This window comes from Fredinandcohnia onubensis (assembly GCF_002734215.1).
Taxonomy (GTDB): domain Bacteria; phylum Bacillota; class Bacilli; order Bacillales; family Bacillaceae_L; genus Ferdinandcohnia; species Ferdinandcohnia onubensis.
This window is the reverse complement of record NZ_NSEB01000009.1, coordinates 1-15,624: the sequence shown is the minus strand read 5'-3', so window position 1 is coordinate 15,624 and position 15,624 is coordinate 1. Positions and strand designations below refer to the sequence as shown.

The window sequence follows — 15,624 nt, the reverse complement described above, 5'->3', positions numbered from 1 at the left end:
CTTGTTATGGTTGTAAAAACTCCAGTGGTGATTTTACTTCATAGCTATTTTTATGATGGAGATGTGTAAAAATTTCTTTCAATCTCTCAAATTGTATATCTTTAAAATGCATTTCAAATTGTTTTTGTTCATTGAGATATACCCGTTTACGATGACGGTACCCAGGATTTTTAAGTAAACAAACTAATGCTACGAGATCCTTGAAATTAACTTCCTTCGAATCAAATGTAAAAACTGGGTCTTCAATAAAAGGAGTAAATGATGTAAATTGTTCATCAAAATAACGTAAATATAGGACTTGGAATGTTTTTTCTTCTCCATCTTCAACAAAAGTGACTTCAGATTGATTAAAGAAATCTTCAAAAGTATTTTTTAACGTTTTCTCAAGCTCAAATCCACTACATTTTTTAATTAACACAATTTCACCTCATCAGCCATCATTTTCCACTTAGATATATCTTCATATTATCATAGTTACCCTATTTAAGGTGAATTAATTTGAATCTTCTATCGTTTCTTGAAATCTTTCAAAAAACAGGTCTGCTTCCTCTTGGACATATTCCTCATCTACTTTTTCAGGAAGTGGAGGTAGTTCTTTTAAAGTTTTTAATCCAAAATACTCTAAAAACTCCTTTGTTGTACCATATAAAATAGCCCTTCCTGTCCCTTCAACACGGCCAACTTCTTTGATTAATGCCTTTGCCGTTAATGTTTGAATCGGTCTTTCCGTCTTCACTCCACGGATTTCTTCGACCTCTGCACGCGTAATCGGTTGACGATACGCAATAATTGCTAGTGTCTCTAAGGCAGCCTGTGATAATGAAGAAGATGATGGTGATTCTACTAGTTTTTTTAGATAAACGGCATGTTCCTTTTTTGTTGTGAGTTGGTAGGTTCCAGCCACTTCAACTAGATTAATACCTCTGCCAGCTTGCTTATAATCATTTATTAACTCATTAATGATATCTAAAGCCGTACCCTCATTAATCTCTAAAACAAGTGCCATTTGTTTTAATGTCAAACCCTCATCACCAGCAGCAAAAAGAAGCCCTTCGATAACGGCTTTCCAATCTATTAATTTCATTACATAAAATCCCTTTCCATACTCGATATATAAATCTCTGAAAAATTGTTCTGTTGTTCAATTAACACAGCATTCTTTTTCATTAATTCAAGAAGTGCAAGGAATGTGACAACCATATGATTTTTATCATGGTATGGAAAAAGCTCTGTGAATTTCTTTTTTCCACGATACCCTTTTAATTCATGAATAATCTCTTCCATCCTTTTCTCAATGGGTATTTCTTGCCTTGTGATTCTTGTCGCTAATGGTCTCTGCAGTTTTTTACGTCGCATTAGCTTTTGAAAAGCTCCTAGCATGTCATAGATATTGACATCTAATGAGTGATCAATTGTAACATCCTTGGTAAATTCACTTAAATCACTTGGAGGTTTCGTAAATAACTGAGACCGCTCTTCTTCTAAATGTTTTAGATCATCAGCAGCATTCTTATATTTGCGGTATTCAATCAAGCGATTCATTAAGTCTTCACGTGGGTCTTCTTCAAATTCAAATTCGGAATTTTCGTCAATTAGCTCTTCTTCCTGCTTTGGAAGTAGCATTTTGCTTTTAATAGCTAAAAGTGTAGCAGCCATGACAAGATATTCGCTTGCTATATCTAATTGTAATACTTTCATAGCGTGTATATAAATTAAGTATTGTTCAGTAATTTCCGCTACTGGTATATCATAAATATCAATTTCTAATCGATTGATTAAATGTAAAAGAAGGTCTAGTGGACCTTCAAAAGAGTCTATTTTTACGCTGTAATGTAATTCCTCGCTCATCTCACCAAAAATACCCTTCATCGCAATTTCATATTGTTAATTTTAACACAATAATTAGTATAGAACATAATTTGCATTCAAGCCATATCAGGTTTTTGGATATTTGCCCCAAAAATTCTCAAAAAAAATGATGTCAATATGGACAATCGCCCACACATGAAGGACTAAAAGTCATACTATAACTGTGTAACCAAGAAAATGAAGGAGGTATTTTAAATGGGTGACGGATATAACTTCGGAGGCGGATTTGCCTTAATCGTAGTATTGTTTATTCTTTTAATTATTGTTGGTGCAGCTTGGTTCTAAGAAAAACAAAAATTTGATAATAAGGTGTTCGGCATTTGCTGAACACCTTATTTATTCCATGTTATGGATATGAAAATATGATAAACTACATATACATATTGTTAAAGGAGTGTGTTAAGCCACTTGTACCCTCAAGCTTATATTGAATATCTAATCCACTTCCATTGTGACCGGGACTATTTTGAATGCCATGAAATATTAGAGGATCATTGGAAAGAAGACCCTGTTGCAGAAAGAAAGCAATATTGGGTCGGTTTAATTCAAATTGCAGTTTCCCTTTATCATCACCGGCGTGGAAATCATGCAGGTGCTTTACGTATGATGAAAAGTGCATTAACGATATGTAAGGCCCAAAAAACTGCCTTAGTTCAGTTAGGCCTACAAGTAGATAAGTTGATTGCAATATTACAAAAGAAATATCATGATATTGAAATCGGAGTACCCTATGAAAGTATTAGCTTACCACTTAATGATCGAGTCCTTTTAGAAACTTGTGTTTCTCAGGCTTTACAATTTGGGCAACCTTGGGGAGCTCCAAGTGACTTATCAAATAAAGGATTAATTCATAAACATAAATTACGTGACCGAAGTGATGTCATTGCTGAGCGACAAAAACAATTCATCATAAAGCAAAAATTAAGGAACGAAAAATAAGAAGGACAGTCTTAGGACTGTCCTTCTTCGCATTTTTCATTCTCTGAGAAATCACATTTCTCAAAAAAGGCTGCGGTATGTTCATTTGGTCGTAACTCACGTTCTGGAAAATGCTCTTTAAGTGCCTTCACCATCTTTTTCCCAATGCCTTGATATCGGTGGGATGGATTGACACAGATATGTTGAATTTCCACAAGATTCCCGTCATGGATTGTTGTTCCGATAATTCCTACAATATCTTCTTCTTTCCATAAGAATAACTGCTGGGTATCATCTTCATCATATTGCTTCATCGTTGCTTGCAGGTTCTTTAAGTCCTTTTCAGTCGGCATAAATGAAAGAAGCCCCATTGCGATTTTCTCATAATTCTTTTTATAACGAATTAACATATTAATCCCTCATTATCGAAAAACTTTCCGAGTAGTATATTTTTCAAACTTTCTACTACTTTTGGACTAACCTCATTACATTAATTAAGAGTACCATTTTCTATTCTTTTTTTCCATAGTCTTTTTGGAATACCCTTAAATTTAAATTATTACCAAAATCCTATAATTTTATACAAAAACTTATTTATTATTCAAAAGAACGGGATAGATTCGCCATTTCAATTGCAGTTACCGCAGAATCCCATCCTTTATTTCCTGCTTTTGTTCCTGCTCTTTCGATTGCTTGTTCGATTGTATCTGTTGTTAAAACACCGAACATAACAGGTTTTCCAGTTGCTAGGGCAGTTGCAGCCAATCCTTTTGCTACTTCGTTACAAACATAATCATAGTGAGAGGTCGAACCTCTAATAACTGTACCTAACGCAATAACTGCATCATATTTGTTTGATTCAGCCATCTTTTTAGCAATTAACGGAAGTTCAAATGCTCCTGGAACCCAAGCAATTTCAACATCTTCATCTGCAACACCATGTCTTTTAAGTGCATCAAGTGAACCGCTTAGTAGCTTCGCTGTTATAAATTCATTAAAACGTGCAACTACTATCCCTACTCTTAAACCTGTACCAACTAAATGTCCTTCATAAATTTTATTCATCATGATCCTCCTATGTTATAAGTTATTTGTTCTATTTTTTTAAAAATGAAGTATATGCCCTACATTTTCAGTACTTTTTATTTCATCTAACTGAATGGGAATACGCTCTACTATCTCTAAATTATATCCCTCAAGGCCAGCAATTTTTCTTGGGTTATTCGTTAGAAGTTTCATTTTCTTAATGCCTAGGTCTCTAAGGATTTGAGCACCAATCCCATAATCCCTTAATTCCGGTAATCCCCCAAGATTTTTAGAGATTTCTGAAGAGTCATGCCCTTCCTCATGAAGTTTATAGGCACGCATTTTATTAATTAAACCAGGACCTCTACCCTCTTGACGCATATATAAGAGGATGCCCGAGCCCACTTGCTCGATTTGGCGTAATGCAGCATGAAGCTGTGGTCCACATGCGCATTGCTTTGAACCGAATACATCCCCAGCTAAGCATTCTGAATGTACTCTAACTAACATTGGTTCTGTTTCACTAATCTCACCTTTTACAAGTGCAACATGTTCCTTATTATCAATAAGACTAGTGTATCCAATCGCTTTAAATTCTCCATATTCTGTTGGTATTGTTACTTCAATTTCTCTTTTAACCAATTTTTCTTTTTGATTTCGATATCGAATTAAGTCTTCAATCGTAATCATTTTTAAGTTGAATTCATCTGCAATCTTCCGTAAATCAGAAACTCTAGCCATTGTTCCGTCTTCTTTTACAATTTCACAAATCACTCCTGCAGGCTCTGCACCCGAAAGCGCAGCTAAGTCAACAGCTGCTTCGGTATGACCAGCTCTTCGGAGAACGCCACCTTCCTTAGCAATCAAAGGAAAGACGTGACCTGGTCTTTTGAAGTCGGAAGCTTTTGATTCAGGATTAAGTAACTCCATTATTGTTGTTGAACGTTCGATTGCACTAATACCAGTTGTAGTTGTTTTATGGTCGATACTCACTGTAAAAGCAGTTCCATGTGGATCCGTATTATGCGCCACCATTGGCTCAAGATTTAGTTTTTTCGCTAAGGACTCCGTAATGGGAGTACATACGAGTCCACGTCCATGTGTGATCATAAAATTAATGACCTCTGGGGTTGCTTTATCCGCAATCGCGATAAAATCTCCTTCATTTTCACGATCCTCATCATCACATACAATAATTACTTTTCCTTGTTTTAGTTCTGCAAGTGCTTCTTCAATTGGATCAAACATTGTAGTCCCCCCTTTATTTTTATTTAAAACCATTTTCTTCTAAAAAACTCGCTGTAATCCTTGATTCAGTTGATTTTTCATTTCCAAAAGACCTTCGCATAAACTGACTGACATATTTGCCAAGCATGTCGCATTCGATGTTTACAATATCTCCTACTCCTTTGTTTCGCAAAATTGTTTCTGTTAGTGTATGAGGGATTAGTGAAAGTGTAAAAGTATTTTTTGTCAGTCCAAAGATCGTTAAACTCGTTCCATCAACTGTTACTGATCCTTTATAGATCATGAACTGGATAAGTTCTTCAGGAATTTCGATTTCATAATACACCGCATTCCCTTTAGGGACTTTTCGAACAATTTTTCCGATACCATCCACATGTCCTGAAACGATATGTCCCCCAAAACGCCCATTTGCAGACATCGCTCTTTCGAGGTTAACATCATCATTCCGTTGTAAATCACGTAACGAGGTTGATTTAACCGTTTCTGGCATCACATCAACTGTGAATCCATCTGATGTAAATTCGGTCACCGTTAGACAAACCCCATTAACAGAAATACTATCTCCAAGATTCACATCATCAAGAATTTTTCTAGCTTTAATGACCATTTCAACTGAATCCTGTGATCCATTTATCGCCTTAATTTTCCCGATTTCTTCAACAATTCCTGTAAACATTTTTTCACCTACAATACCGGTTCGGCTATGATTTTCACATCTTCTCCAAGCTGTTCTACCGATTTAATTGTTAATTGTAATGAATCATCAATTGATTCAATTCCAGAGCCACCAATTGCAGTTGGTGCTTGCTTTCCACCAAATAGTTTAGGTGCTAAATAAACGATAACCTGGTTGATTGCTTTTTCCTTTAAAAAGCTGCCGTTCACTTCAGCTCCACCTTCAACAAAAATAGAGGAAATGCCTTCTTCACCTAACCGTGTTAACATGGTGTTGATAGATAAATTAGCCTCTTGTAATTGAATAATTCGAACACTTTTCTTTTCGGAGAACTCATTCATTTTCTCCTGGTTTACTTGATTAGAAACAATAATCCACGTCTCTGCTTTGCCGTCATTTACTATTTGCGATTCCAGTGGTGTTCGTAATTTCGAATCCAAAATAACACGAATAGGATTTTTCCCTGTACCATTTGGAAGTCTTGTTGTTAAGCTTGGGTTGTCCATAAGTACTGTGTTAACACCCACAAGAATGGCATCATGTATACTACGATATAAATGAACATCTTGTCTTGCAGCCTCGCCCGTTATCCATTTGCTCTCACCAGTAACGGTCGCTATTTTTCCATCAAGAGTGGTAGCAGATTTTAGGGTTACATATGGTCGCTTTTTATCTAAATAGTGAAAAAAGACTGCGTTTAAGGCATCGGCTTGTTCCTTACAAACCCCAACCTCTACTTCAATCCCTGCTGCTTTTAGTTTGGCAATGCCTTTTCCAGCAACGAGTGGATTGGGGTCAGTAGTTGCAACTACCACTCTTTTCACCTTATTTGTTATTAATAAATCCGCACAAGGTGGGGTTTTTCCATGGTGACTGCATGGCTCCAACGTAACATACGCAGTTGCATTTTGTGCCCTTTCTCCTGCCATCCTAATGGCATGCACCTCTGCATGAGGTTCACCCGCTTTCAGATGTGCTCCGATTCCCACAACACGACCGTCATTTACAATAACTGCACCCACCACAGGGTTTGGAGTGGTTTGACCGACCCCCGCTTTTGCTACATTTATCGCTAAATTCATATAATCCTGATCTCTCATTTTAACTACGCTCCTTTCTTTTATCTTTTACTTAATAGGGAGTTTCTATCTTAGTTACCAAAATAAAAAAGACCTCGGAATACAATCCGGGGTCTGGTAGATGTAATCAAGTAACACAATATGTATTTTTGCCCAACACAAATAAGGGTATATTGAGCAAATTTTTTCACATACCTGTCGTACCTAACATCCTTCTCCCATCCAGACTTTAACTGTCGGCCTTGGATTCTCACCAAGTCCACCATTTTAAATAAGTAATCAAAACCTTGAGTTCTTATGGCTAAAGTGCCTACCAACATAATATGTGGCATTAAAATGGGTCACGGGCTTAGAACAAATTGTTCATCACCGTCGGTAAGGAATTTCACCTAACCCCGAAGGAAAATATTAAATTATCATAGCGATTTAAAACAGTATAACATAAAGTATTATTATTTTGTCGAATTTTACACTTTACATTCAAATTAGACTATAAACAACCAATAAATGACTCCCCATGCTAAAGATAATAATAGCAGAACAAAAAACACTGTCCATTTTCCTTTTCCCATCTAGTTCACCTCAAGAATTATTATAGGACAATAAAAGAAAAAGACACAACAAGAATCACCTGCTGTGTCTAAAATCTACTATTATTCTTCCCAAACTTTAACTTCTTTCATAACATCGCCTTGTTTAATGCGGTAAACAGACTCTAATCCTTCAACCACCTGACCGAATACAGTATGTACTCCATCTAAATGCGGTTGTGGCTCATGTACGATGAAAAATTGGCTTCCACCAGTGTCTTTACCAGCGTGCGCCATTGATAACGATCCAGCCACATGCTTATGTGGATTTCCTTCCGTTTCACACTTTATAGAATAACCTGGTCCACCAGTTCCGTTTCCACGTGGGCAACCACCTTGTGCAACAAAGCCTGGGATTACACGATGAAATGTAAGTCCATTATAGAAACCTTCGTTTGCAAGTTTTTCAAAATTTGCTACAGTTCCAGGTGCTTCATTTGAATATAACTCAATTACGATTTTTTCTCCATTTTCGAATTCAATGCTTGCTTTTTTCATTTGAAACCTCCGCTCATTTTCTTTCGTCCATATGTATTGAACGAGTTCATTTTACTATAAATGGTTGTAATAATCCAATACGAAAGTGGGGAGTTTTTCCTAAATACCGTCAAAAAGATATTTCCGGTATAGAATAATGTATAATATGTACGATGGATACCTTGTTTTTCGAAAAATAAAGGAGGAAACTAGTTTGAGAAATAAAATAACACTCTCATTTTTACTTGTATTTTCACTCATTTTTCCATCACTAAGCTTTGCAGACGCTGCACCTGGAGATGTGATTATTACACTTGGCCAAGACCTAACAGAAACTCAAAAAGAAACGATTTTAAACGAAATGAACGCACCTGAGAACCCACAAATTGTGGTTGTTACAAACGAAGAAGAACACCAATACCTTGGTCAATACATTCCAAAGGCTAGAATTGGGAACAAGGCCTTATCCTCTGCTTCAATCACCATAGGTGAAAAAGGGTCTGGATTAGATGTAACGATAACGGAGCATATCACCTTAATTACAGAGGAAATGTATGCAAATGCTTTAATCACAGCTGGTGTAAAAGATGCAAAAATCTTTGTAACCGGACCAGGTAATGTTTCTGGAACTGCTGCATTAACTGGAATTATTAAAGCCTATGAAGTTTCTTCAGATAAAGCTATTCCTGAAGAAGTGAAGCAGATTGCAAATGAAGAGATGGTAGAAACAACAAAGTTAAGTGAAAAAATTGGAGCCGAAGATGCTGCGGCATTAATGGCAAAAATAAAAGATGAAATTGCAAAAAACGCTCCCCAAAATGACGAAGAACTTAGGACTATTATCGTTAATGCTGCCAATGACCTAGGAATCACATTAACTGATGCTGACATAACTAGACTTATGGAGCTGTTTAATAAGTTATTGGAACTCAATATTGATTGGAATCAAGTTGGAGAACAACTAAATCTAGCCAAGGAAAAGCTAACAAATTTCCTTGAGTCAGAAGAAGGGCAAAGTTTTCTTGATAAACTGAAAGAATTCTTTGTTAACCTCATAGACGCTATTAAAGGTCTGTTTAAATAATTGGCTATAATAAAAACCCACGAATAATCGTGGGTTTTTTGCACTCAATTTATTCAACTACTTTTGATTTTAATGGAATGTCTAATCTTACAAGATCCTCATAGCTTTCACGTTGAACCACTAACTGTGCTTCTCCGTTCTCTACAAACACAACTGCAGGTCTTGGAATACGATTATAATTATTGGCCATTGCGTATCCGTATGCTCCTGTACAGAACACCGCCAGCATATCATCTGAACTTGCTTTAGGTAATGGTAAATCCCAAATTAACATATCCCCAGACTCACAGCATTTTCCAGCTATTGATACAGTTTCCTCAACCGGATCCTGTACACGATTAGCTAAAACAGCCTCATATTTCGCCTGATATAATGCAGGTCTAATATTATCTGTCATACCTCCGTCAACAGCAAGGTATTGTCGAATATTTGGAACTTCTTTTCGAGAGCCTACAGAATAGATAGTTGTCCCTGCGTCCCCTACAATCGATCTACCTGGCTCAATCCAAATTTCTGGTATATCAATGGAAAGGTCATCTGCATGTTTCTTTACTTCTCCAATGATTGCTTCTACATATTGTGAAGGTGGTAGTGGTTTATCTTCTTCGGTGTAGCGAATACCAAATCCGCCGCCTAAATTTAATACTTTAGGTGTAAAACCGAAACGATCTTTCCATTCCTTGAGTTTACCAAACATTTTGCCTGCAGCAACCAAAAATCCTGTTGTCTCGAAAATTTGTGAACCAATGTGAGAATGAATTCCTAATAAGTTGATAGATTCTGACTGAATAGCCAGCTCAACAGCTTTGTCTGCCTGTCCATTTTCTAGTCCAAATCCAAATTTTGAATCATCTTGACCAGTCGTAATATAATCATGAGTGTGCGCTTCTACTCCAGGCGTTACGCGTAATAATATCTTTACCGTTGTTTTATTTTCGATACAAACTTGCTCTAATAATGAAAGTTCATAATAGTTGTCAACAACAATACAACCAATCTTATTTTTTATCGCCATATCGAGTTCTTCATAGCTTTTATTATTCCCGTGGAAGTGGATTCTTTCTACTGGGAATCCTGCTTGTAACGCAGTAAATAATTCTCCGCCAGAAACGACATCTAGGGAAAGCCCCTCTTCTTCAGCGAGCTGAAACATTGCAATTGTTGAAAAGGCTTTACTTGCATACGCAACCTGTGCCGGAATACCTAATCGGTTGAATGTTTCAAAAAAACCTCTTGCGCGCTCTCTGATAAGTGCCACGTCATACACATATAAAGGTGTTCCGTATTGTTTTGCTAATTCTACTGTATCAACCCCACCAATTTCTAAGTGGTTCTTATCATTTACCTTGCTTGTTCCGTGTAGATACATCTAATTCCCCTCGTTTCTGTAAAGTACTCATCAGAGCCATTTTCGATAAGCACACTTTCGTGCCACACCATCATTAAAGAAGAAAAGACAGCTGATATAGTCATCAGCTGTCTATCCTTCTTTAACGCTGTGCTATATGAAAAATAGATTAACACAACGTATACTATGGTGCAACTATTGTTTGAAAGGTTTTTGAGGATGTACAATACTTGGTCGTAGTTTTGCCCCAGGAACCGATGTTCGAATGAAGATTTGTAATAAAGCTTTCGCATTAAATGGTAAAAATGGCCATAAATAAGGTGTGTTAAGAGAACGAATATTAGCTAGGAACAAGACATAGATCGTACAACCTATGACAAAACCAGGTGTTTTAAAAATGGCCACAAGTATCAATAAGAATAATCTTGCTATCTTATTTGCAGCACTTAATTCATAGCTTGGTGTAGCAAAAGTTCCAATGGCAGCAATCGCTACATATAGAATTACTTCTGGAACAAACAAGCCAACATCAATTGCAATTTGACCAATTAATGCAGCTGCAATTAATCCCATTGCGGTTGATAATGGGGTTGGCGTATGTATTGCCGCCATTCTTAAGAATTCAATTCCCATATCAGCGAGAAAGATTTGAACTACAATCGGTATATTTGATTTCTCATTTGGACCAATATAATCGATAGCTTTTGGAATCATGTCAGGTTCTAATACTAATAAAAACCAAAGTGGCAAAAGAAAGATTGATGCTAAAATTCCAATAAATCTTGTCCACCTTAACAATGTACCGACAGCGGGAGCTTGGCGATATTCCTCAGCATGCTGCACATGATGAAACATTGTAGTTGGAGTAATAATGACACTTGGAGATGTGTCAACCATAATCACAACATGTCCTTCAAGTAAGTGAGTTGCCGCTACATCTGGACGTTCCGTATATCGAACTAATGGATATGGATTAAACCCTTGATTTACGATGAATTCTTCAATCGTCTTATCTGCCATAGTTAAACCATCGACGTTAATGCTCTTTAGTTCTTTGCGAATAATGTCCACTAAATCTGGGTCCGCTACATCTTTAATATAAGAGATACATATATCCGTTTTCGATCTTTCTCCAACTTGCATAATCTCATGGCGAAGTCTCTCATCTCTTATCCTTCTTCTCGTTAATGCACAATTGACAATAATGTTTTCCACGTAGCCATCCCGTGAACCGCGAATTACTTTTTCAGTATCGGGCTCCTGTGGAGTTCTTCCTGGGTAACTTCTTACATCTACTGCTAATCCAGAGTCTTCCCCTTCGACTAAAATAAGGATGAGCCCTGAAAGTAATTGGTCTACTCCTTCATCTAAGTTCTTAATTGTACTTACCTGTTGATGTACAAGCCGGTTTTCAATTACTTGGAATGCCTGATTTACGTTCGTTTCTTTATCATTAACATTGACTAGTTCCTTTAAAAGTTGAACGATAAAATTAGTATCGCAAAGTCCATTTAGATAATAGAGATGAACATCTTTCTTTAAAATTTTTATCTTTCTAACTCCGATATCAAAACTTCCCGTACCCATACCTATATGTGTTTTAAAAAAATCATCATTTTTTACAATGTCAGGAGAGATTGGAGTCTTAGTTGTGTGTGTTTCCTTTCCGATCGTAACCACTCCTTTCGAGTATTAGATCCACTGCTTTTCTTGTAATAGGGGCACCCATTTTAATATCATCCTTACGTGCCATTTTTCCAATATCTCCAATACCCACAATTATTGGAACATCCAGTTCGTCTAAACAATAAACGGTATCTCCGTTTATTCGACCAATGTCATATTCCGTTAATCCACTCTTGTCGACACCGTATTCCGTTAGATTACCGTCCCGGTCAATACTAATATCAACCTTTGCCCATTCTGTTTGATGAGTTTTCGATGCCACTGCAATAATGCCTAACACTTCAATATTCGGATGGGTTGCGACAAACTTTAATGCATGCTCGCCAGCCCCTTCACCTAAATAACCACTATCATCAAACATTACAAAAACAGGATCATGGGAGGATTGAAGGATGTATTCCACCATTTCTTTTCCCGTTAAAGTGGTTGGGTTTCCCTGTGACTTAGAAATACACCGTCCTCCCACCTCTTTTGCAATATATTCTAATGTTTTTTGTGCATATTCATCACCATCTGTTACTAGAATTACTCTTCTTCTAGTTTCATCCATATATGCTATCCTTTCGCTCTGAAAATCAGTGCAACTAAGAAAGAGAACAATATTGCTGAGGATATACCAGCAGAGGTCAATTCAAAAATCCCCATGGCGATTCCGATAAAACCATGCTCTTCTGCACTTTGCATGGCACCATGTAAAAGGGAATGACCAAAGCTAGTAATTGGAACAGTTGCACCAGCGCCTGCAAATCTGATTAGATTGTCGTATAAATCAAATCCATCTAAAATTGACCCAAGTACGACAAAAATACTCATTACATGAGCAGGTGTTAATTTTGCAAAATCAAGTAAGAGTTGTCCAACAATACATATTGCTCCACCGACTAAAAATGCGTATAAGTATTCCATATCTTACTCACCACCCTGTACTCGTTCCAAAACAACACCATGTGCGATTGTAGGAATTGTTTCTTTTTGCTGAATCATGGTTGGGCTAAGGAGTGCACCCGTTGCAACAATGAAAACTTTATTTAAGTTTCCGCTAATTAATTCTTTGACAATATGCCCATAGGTTACAATTGCTGAACAAGCACAACCACTTCCACCCGCAAAAACTTCTTGGTCTGAATGATACAACATAAGCCCACAATCATTATATTTATTGCCTAAATCATAGCCTTCTTCTTTTACCATTTCCTTCAAAATAGGACTTCCTACACCTGATAAGTCACCAGTGACAATCAAATCATATTCATCTTGAGTGATATTTAAATCCTTAAAATGTCGAGTAATGGTATCTGCAGCAGCTGGTGCCATTGCAGAACCCATATCAAATGGATTTGTTATTCCTAAATCCATGACTCTTCCAATCGTTGCAGATGTAATACGGATTGGACCTTTCTCTTTACTAACAAGAGCAGTTCCCCCACCAGTAGCTGTAAATGTTGCAGAATCCGGCTTTTGTCCACCATATTCGGTTGGATATCGGAATTGCCTTTCTGCTGTTGCGTTATGACTGCTAGTAGATGCTAGGATACGGTTTGCAAACCCGGCATCAACTAATGCTGAACCGACAGCCAATGTCTCCATAGAAGTTGAACAAGCACCAAACATACAAATTAGTGGGATTTGGTGGTGTCTCGCTGTATAGTTTGTCGTCACGTTTTGATTTAACAAATCACCTGCTAGAAAGAAATCTATATCATCATTCGTTAAGTTCACTTTTTGCAGACAAGAATCAACAGATTCAACCATTAGTCTTCTTTCAGCTAATTCCCAGGAATCTTCACCACAATGCAGATCATCATACTTTATATCGAAACTAGTGCCTAAAGGACCTTGACCTTCTTTAGGTCCCACCGCCGTACCCGTTGAATTTAAATAGATTTGATTTTTATATACCCATGTTTGTTTTCCAACTAGCCTCATTAAAGTCCACTCCTTGCAATCATTCAAGAAATTGTGAGTTTAAAGAAGTATCGAATGATCCCCACAATATACGCAGAAACTGCTCCAAATACGATAACACTTCCCGCTAGCTTAAACATATTTGTAGCGATCCCTAATACGATACCTTCACTTTTATATTCCATTGCGGCACTCGTCATCGAATTGGCAAATCCCGTTACAGGAACTGCAGACCCCGCTCCTGCAAACTGACCAAGTTTATCATATAGACCTAAACCGGTTAGCAAGGAAGAAATTAAAATAAGGGTTGCTACAGTTGGATTTCCAACATCTTTTTCTGAAAAATGAAAGAAAGTCATATAGAAATTTTGGATTCCTTGTCCGACACAGCATATCGCTCCACCTACAAGAAATGCTTTAACACAATTAATAAAATAACGTGGCTTTGGCTGGTACTTTTTAATACTATTTTTATAATCGTCTTTAATCTTTTTCTTAGTAGCCACTTTATGTTCACTCCTCGCGTGCAAAAATAAGAATATGTTATTTTACATAGTAAATCCATTGGAACAAGGACCCTACAATTTTTCCGAAAACAATCGCCATGACCAATATTACGATTTTATTTTCTATCCCAATTCTCTTAGCTAATATCGGAAAAACATTCAGTACCTCCGTAAGGGCAGCTGCTAACATCCCAACGAATATCCCACTCGCTAATCCTACTGGAAGTACTATTAAATCCCATAAATGAAAGATATGATCATTCAGAGTAAACCAGCTACCAAATACAGCGCCGAACACTACACCCCATTCATAAAAACGAATGAATTTCATCGTTTTCGTTAATTGTGTAAGCCTTGGGATGATTCCTAATACTGCCAAAAAGGCAACAAAACCGCCACCAACCGCTAGTCCACTTCCTAGTCCTAGAAAAATAATAAGGAGGACCTTAATTGTCATCGATGTGTTTCATGCTTTCTTTATTTTCTGTAATAATGAGATAATTATCTAAATCCTGTTGGTAATTAAACATTTCTACTTCAAGTGGACTTGGTTCTTCGTTAAGACGTTTGCGGAAGAAGTGATTAAAAAATAAAATCATCCCTAGACCTAAACCTATAGAATACGGAATTTGGAAAAGCAATGGCTTTAGAACCTCATCACCAGTAATCATGGTATAGATGCGAATATGAACCTCCCTCATTGATACATCTTCATGGAAATTCATCATGGTAAGTGCAGCCCCCACAAATAATAAAAACCAAACGGCCACAAATAGAGCAGGTGTAAACCTTCTTTTCTTTATGGCAATTTCAACAATCGTTTGTGCAGGTCCTACCGTTTGAACGTCAACTTGAGGAAATTTTCTTCTTATTTGATCGATTACCTTCATTACATCAATCACAACAATGTTTTTGTCTTTTTTACTGACTTGATGAATGACGATATTTTTAATTTCTTGCGATACTTTTTCTTCCGCACTTATCTGTACGATTTGTCCTATTCTGACTGTTGCATTGGGTTGTACCAGTACGCGATGGCGCATTCGGAGATAAATTGATTTTTCCATCACTCTCACACCCTACACATTGTTTTCCTTATATATGTAGTATGTTAAATCTTTATCTTCTAATGCGATGAGACAGCAAACTCCAAGAATTACCACGACTTTATGAATGAGCAAAAATCGAGTAGGGGGAGGTGACTAACCTCCG

Annotated in this window: 20 protein-coding genes and 1 riboswitch; of the genes, 3 read left to right on the top strand and 17 right to left on the bottom strand. The window is 36.9% G+C overall.

Annotation, left to right across the window (positions count from 1 at the left end; all coding sequences use genetic code 11):
* Window positions 1-4: 4 nt before the first annotated feature.
* From CKK03_RS11180 to CKK03_RS11170, 3 genes are all read right to left on the bottom strand, one after another.
* Window positions 5-418 (bottom strand): hypothetical protein, encoded by a 414-nt coding sequence (locus tag CKK03_RS11180; RefSeq protein ID WP_099362668.1) that lies wholly within the window; start codon window positions 416-418, stop codon window positions 5-7.
* A gap of 75 nt (window positions 419-493) precedes the next feature.
* Window positions 494-1,084 carry an SMC-Scp complex subunit ScpB gene (gene scpB / locus CKK03_RS11175; RefSeq protein ID WP_099362667.1) on the bottom strand — a complete coding sequence of 197 codons (591 nt, stop codon included), beginning with the start codon at window positions 1,082-1,084 and terminating at the stop codon, window positions 494-496.
* The gene (locus CKK03_RS11170; protein ID WP_099362702.1) at window positions 1,084-1,848 is read right to left on the bottom strand and encodes a segregation/condensation protein A; all 765 of its coding nucleotides are present in this window, start codon (window positions 1,846-1,848) and stop codon (window positions 1,084-1,086) included. Before CKK03_RS11170 ends, scpB begins: the two co-directional genes overlap by 1 nt.
* 216 nt (window positions 1,849-2,064) lie before the next feature.
* Here CKK03_RS11170 and CKK03_RS11165 point away from each other — a divergent pair, with 216 nt between their 5' ends.
* Both CKK03_RS11165 and CKK03_RS11160 read left to right on the top strand, forming a co-directional pair.
* Window positions 2,065-2,154 (top strand): YjcZ family sporulation protein, encoded by a 90-nt coding sequence (locus CKK03_RS11165; protein ID WP_077618657.1) that lies wholly within the window; start codon window positions 2,065-2,067, stop codon window positions 2,152-2,154.
* Window positions 2,155-2,277: 123 nt separating this feature from the next.
* The gene (locus CKK03_RS11160) at window positions 2,278-2,808 is read left to right on the top strand and encodes a DUF309 domain-containing protein (protein ID WP_099362666.1); all 531 of its coding nucleotides are present in this window, start codon (window positions 2,278-2,280) and stop codon (window positions 2,806-2,808) included.
* An 11-nt stretch (window positions 2,809-2,819) separates the two neighbouring features.
* Here CKK03_RS11160 and CKK03_RS11155 read toward each other — a convergent pair whose 3' ends face one another.
* The 6 genes from CKK03_RS11155 to CKK03_RS11130 all read right to left on the bottom strand — a co-directional run bounded on the left by CKK03_RS11155 (window position 2,820) and on the right by CKK03_RS11130 (window position 7,904).
* A complete protein-coding gene (locus CKK03_RS11155; RefSeq protein WP_099351749.1) occupies window positions 2,820-3,197 on the bottom strand; it encodes a GNAT family N-acetyltransferase in 378 nt (125 codons plus the stop codon).
* Between the two features lie 187 nt (window positions 3,198-3,384).
* Entirely contained in the window at window positions 3,385-3,852 is a 468-nt protein-coding gene (gene ribH, locus CKK03_RS11150; protein WP_099362665.1) for a 6,7-dimethyl-8-ribityllumazine synthase, read from the bottom strand.
* A 39-nt stretch (window positions 3,853-3,891) separates the two neighbouring features.
* Window positions 3,892-5,061: a bifunctional 3,4-dihydroxy-2-butanone-4-phosphate synthase/GTP cyclohydrolase II gene (locus tag CKK03_RS11145; RefSeq protein WP_099362664.1), complete on the bottom strand. Its 1,170-nt coding sequence runs from the start codon at window positions 5,059-5,061 to the stop codon at window positions 3,892-3,894.
* 19 nt (window positions 5,062-5,080) lie between these two features.
* Window positions 5,081-5,737: a riboflavin synthase gene (ribE, locus tag CKK03_RS11140; protein ID WP_099362663.1), complete on the bottom strand. Its 657-nt coding sequence runs from the start codon at window positions 5,735-5,737 to the stop codon at window positions 5,081-5,083.
* An 8-nt stretch (window positions 5,738-5,745) separates the two neighbouring features.
* The gene (gene ribD, locus CKK03_RS11135; protein ID WP_099362662.1) at window positions 5,746-6,837 is read right to left on the bottom strand and encodes a bifunctional diaminohydroxyphosphoribosylaminopyrimidine deaminase/5-amino-6-(5-phosphoribosylamino)uracil reductase RibD; all 1,092 of its coding nucleotides are present in this window, start codon (window positions 6,835-6,837) and stop codon (window positions 5,746-5,748) included.
* Between the two features lie 185 nt (window positions 6,838-7,022).
* A riboswitch (FMN riboswitch) is annotated at window positions 7,023-7,223 on the bottom strand.
* Window positions 7,224-7,469: 246 nt separating this feature from the next.
* Complete coding sequence (locus CKK03_RS11130) at window positions 7,470-7,904, bottom strand: peptidylprolyl isomerase (RefSeq protein ID WP_099362661.1); 435 nt, start codon at window positions 7,902-7,904, stop codon at window positions 7,470-7,472.
* Between the two features lie 145 nt (window positions 7,905-8,049).
* On the opposite strand from CKK03_RS11130, the gene CKK03_RS11125 reads away from it, so the two are divergent.
* Complete coding sequence (locus CKK03_RS11125; RefSeq protein ID WP_425432859.1) at window positions 8,050-8,967, top strand: DUF1002 domain-containing protein; 918 nt, start codon at window positions 8,050-8,052, stop codon at window positions 8,965-8,967.
* Window positions 8,968-9,016: 49 nt separating this feature from the next.
* Here the strand turns inward: CKK03_RS11125 and lysA are convergent, their stop codons facing one another.
* The 8 genes from lysA to CKK03_RS11085 all read right to left on the bottom strand — a co-directional run bounded on the left by lysA (window position 9,017) and on the right by CKK03_RS11085 (window position 15,479).
* Window positions 9,017-10,336, bottom strand: coding sequence for a diaminopimelate decarboxylase (lysA, locus tag CKK03_RS11120; RefSeq protein WP_099362659.1), 1,320 nt, complete (start codon window positions 10,334-10,336; stop codon window positions 9,017-9,019).
* Between the two features lie 174 nt (window positions 10,337-10,510).
* A complete protein-coding gene (locus tag CKK03_RS11115; RefSeq protein ID WP_099351878.1) occupies window positions 10,511-11,902 on the bottom strand; it encodes a spore germination protein in 1,392 nt (463 codons plus the stop codon).
* Window positions 11,903-11,960: 58 nt separating this feature from the next.
* Window positions 11,961-12,551, bottom strand: coding sequence for a stage V sporulation protein SpoVABEA (spoVAEA, locus tag CKK03_RS11110; protein WP_099362658.1), 591 nt, complete (start codon window positions 12,549-12,551; stop codon window positions 11,961-11,963).
* A gap of 5 nt (window positions 12,552-12,556) precedes the next feature.
* Window positions 12,557-12,907 carry a stage V sporulation protein AE gene (gene spoVAE / locus CKK03_RS11105; RefSeq protein WP_099351758.1) on the bottom strand — a complete coding sequence of 117 codons (351 nt, stop codon included), beginning with the start codon at window positions 12,905-12,907 and terminating at the stop codon, window positions 12,557-12,559.
* Between the two features lie 3 nt (window positions 12,908-12,910).
* A complete protein-coding gene (gene spoVAD, locus CKK03_RS11100; protein ID WP_099362657.1) occupies window positions 12,911-13,927 on the bottom strand; it encodes a stage V sporulation protein AD in 1,017 nt (338 codons plus the stop codon).
* Between the two features lie 23 nt (window positions 13,928-13,950).
* Complete coding sequence (gene spoVAC / locus CKK03_RS11095; RefSeq protein ID WP_099362656.1) at window positions 13,951-14,412, bottom strand: stage V sporulation protein AC; 462 nt, start codon at window positions 14,410-14,412, stop codon at window positions 13,951-13,953.
* A 37-nt stretch (window positions 14,413-14,449) separates the two neighbouring features.
* The gene (locus tag CKK03_RS11090) at window positions 14,450-14,869 is read right to left on the bottom strand and encodes a stage V sporulation protein AB (protein WP_099362655.1); all 420 of its coding nucleotides are present in this window, start codon (window positions 14,867-14,869) and stop codon (window positions 14,450-14,452) included.
* Complete coding sequence (locus CKK03_RS11085) at window positions 14,859-15,479, bottom strand: stage V sporulation protein AA (protein WP_099362654.1); 621 nt, start codon at window positions 15,477-15,479, stop codon at window positions 14,859-14,861. The genes CKK03_RS11090 and CKK03_RS11085 overlap by 11 nt, the downstream gene beginning before the upstream one ends.
* Between the last annotated feature and the right edge of the window lie 145 nt (window positions 15,480-15,624).

Bases quoted from the DNA above. Each gene is read 5' to 3' on its own strand.
- CKK03_RS11125 (WP_425432859.1), top strand. From the start codon at position 8,050: ATGTACGATGGATACCTTGTTTTTCGAAAAATAAAGGAGGAAACTAGT.
- CKK03_RS11145 (WP_099362664.1), bottom strand. From the start codon at position 5,061: ATGTTTGATCCAATTGAAGAAGCACTTGCAGAACTAAAACAAGGAAAA.
- CKK03_RS11115 (WP_099351878.1), bottom strand. From the start codon at position 11,902: ATGGGTACGGGAAGTTTTGATATCGGAGTTAGAAAGATAAAAATTTTA.
- CKK03_RS11165 (WP_077618657.1), top strand. From the start codon at position 2,065: ATGGGTGACGGATATAACTTCGGAGGCGGATTTGCCTTAATCGTAGTA.
- ribE (WP_099362663.1), bottom strand. From the start codon at position 5,737: ATGTTTACAGGAATTGTTGAAGAAATCGGGAAAATTAAGGCGATAAAT.
- CKK03_RS11155 (WP_099351749.1), bottom strand. From the start codon at position 3,197: ATGTTAATTCGTTATAAAAAGAATTATGAGAAAATCGCAATGGGGCTT.
- CKK03_RS11170 (WP_099362702.1), bottom strand. From the start codon at position 1,848: ATGAGCGAGGAATTACATTACAGCGTAAAAATAGACTCTTTTGAAGGT.
- lysA (WP_099362659.1), bottom strand. From the start codon at position 10,336: ATGTATCTACACGGAACAAGCAAGGTAAATGATAAGAACCACTTAGAA.
- ribH (WP_099362665.1), bottom strand. From the start codon at position 3,852: ATGAATAAAATTTATGAAGGACATTTAGTTGGTACAGGTTTAAGAGTA.
- spoVAEA (WP_099362658.1), bottom strand. From the start codon at position 12,551: ATGGATGAAACTAGAAGAAGAGTAATTCTAGTAACAGATGGTGATGAA.
- scpB (WP_099362667.1), bottom strand. From the start codon at position 1,084: ATGAAATTAATAGATTGGAAAGCCGTTATCGAAGGGCTTCTTTTTGCT.
- spoVAD (WP_099362657.1), bottom strand. From the start codon at position 13,927: ATGAGGCTAGTTGGAAAACAAACATGGGTATATAAAAATCAAATCTAT.
- ribD (WP_099362662.1), bottom strand. From the start codon at position 6,837: ATGAGAGATCAGGATTATATGAATTTAGCGATAAATGTAGCAAAAGCG.
- CKK03_RS11085 (WP_099362654.1), bottom strand. From the start codon at position 15,479: ATGGAAAAATCAATTTATCTCCGAATGCGCCATCGCGTACTGGTACAA.
- CKK03_RS11090 (WP_099362655.1), bottom strand. From the start codon at position 14,869: ATGACAATTAAGGTCCTCCTTATTATTTTTCTAGGACTAGGAAGTGGA.
- spoVAE (WP_099351758.1), bottom strand. From the start codon at position 12,907: ATGGAATACTTATACGCATTTTTAGTCGGTGGAGCAATATGTATTGTT.
- CKK03_RS11130 (WP_099362661.1), bottom strand. From the start codon at position 7,904: ATGAAAAAAGCAAGCATTGAATTCGAAAATGGAGAAAAAATCGTAATT.